Origin of the sequence: Acidovorax sp. LjRoot117, from assembly GCF_964252695.1 — a bacterium.
Taxonomy (GTDB): Bacteria; Pseudomonadota; Gammaproteobacteria; order Burkholderiales; family Burkholderiaceae_C; genus Acidovorax.
Genome location: NZ_CAXUPO020000036.1, coordinates 1 through 282, shown reverse-complemented (window position 1 = coordinate 282; position 282 = coordinate 1). Strand labels below are relative to the sequence as shown.

Below are 282 nucleotides of genomic sequence, written 5' to 3'. Positions count from 1 at the left end.
TGCTGGTCGATAAAGGCCCTCAAGACTTGAGCCGGCGGTCGAGCTCCGCCTGGGCGAAAAACGCGCTGGCCAGCTTCAAAATCTCGTTGGTTCGGCGCAATTCTTTGACCTCGCGCTCCAGCTCCTTGACCCACTGGGCTTCGGCTGTGGTGACGCCTTCTCGCGTGCCTGCATCAACTTCGGCACGCTTGACCCACTCGTTCAGGGTCTGCGGCACGCAGCCAATCTTGCGGGCAATGGATTCGATGGCAGCCCACAGGGATGGGTACTCCCCGCGCTGCT

At 61.7% G+C, this 282-nt stretch carries 1 pseudogene and 1 other annotated feature; the pseudogene reads right to left on the bottom strand.

The features are described 5' to 3' along the window. Positions 1–65 (bottom strand) — a sequence feature (AL1L pseudoknot). This feature is flagged as partial in the annotation. Continuing rightward, positions 1–282, bottom strand: a pseudogene (locus ACSQ3D_RS27880) (transposase); the annotation flags it as partial. (Overlaps the previous feature by 65 nt.)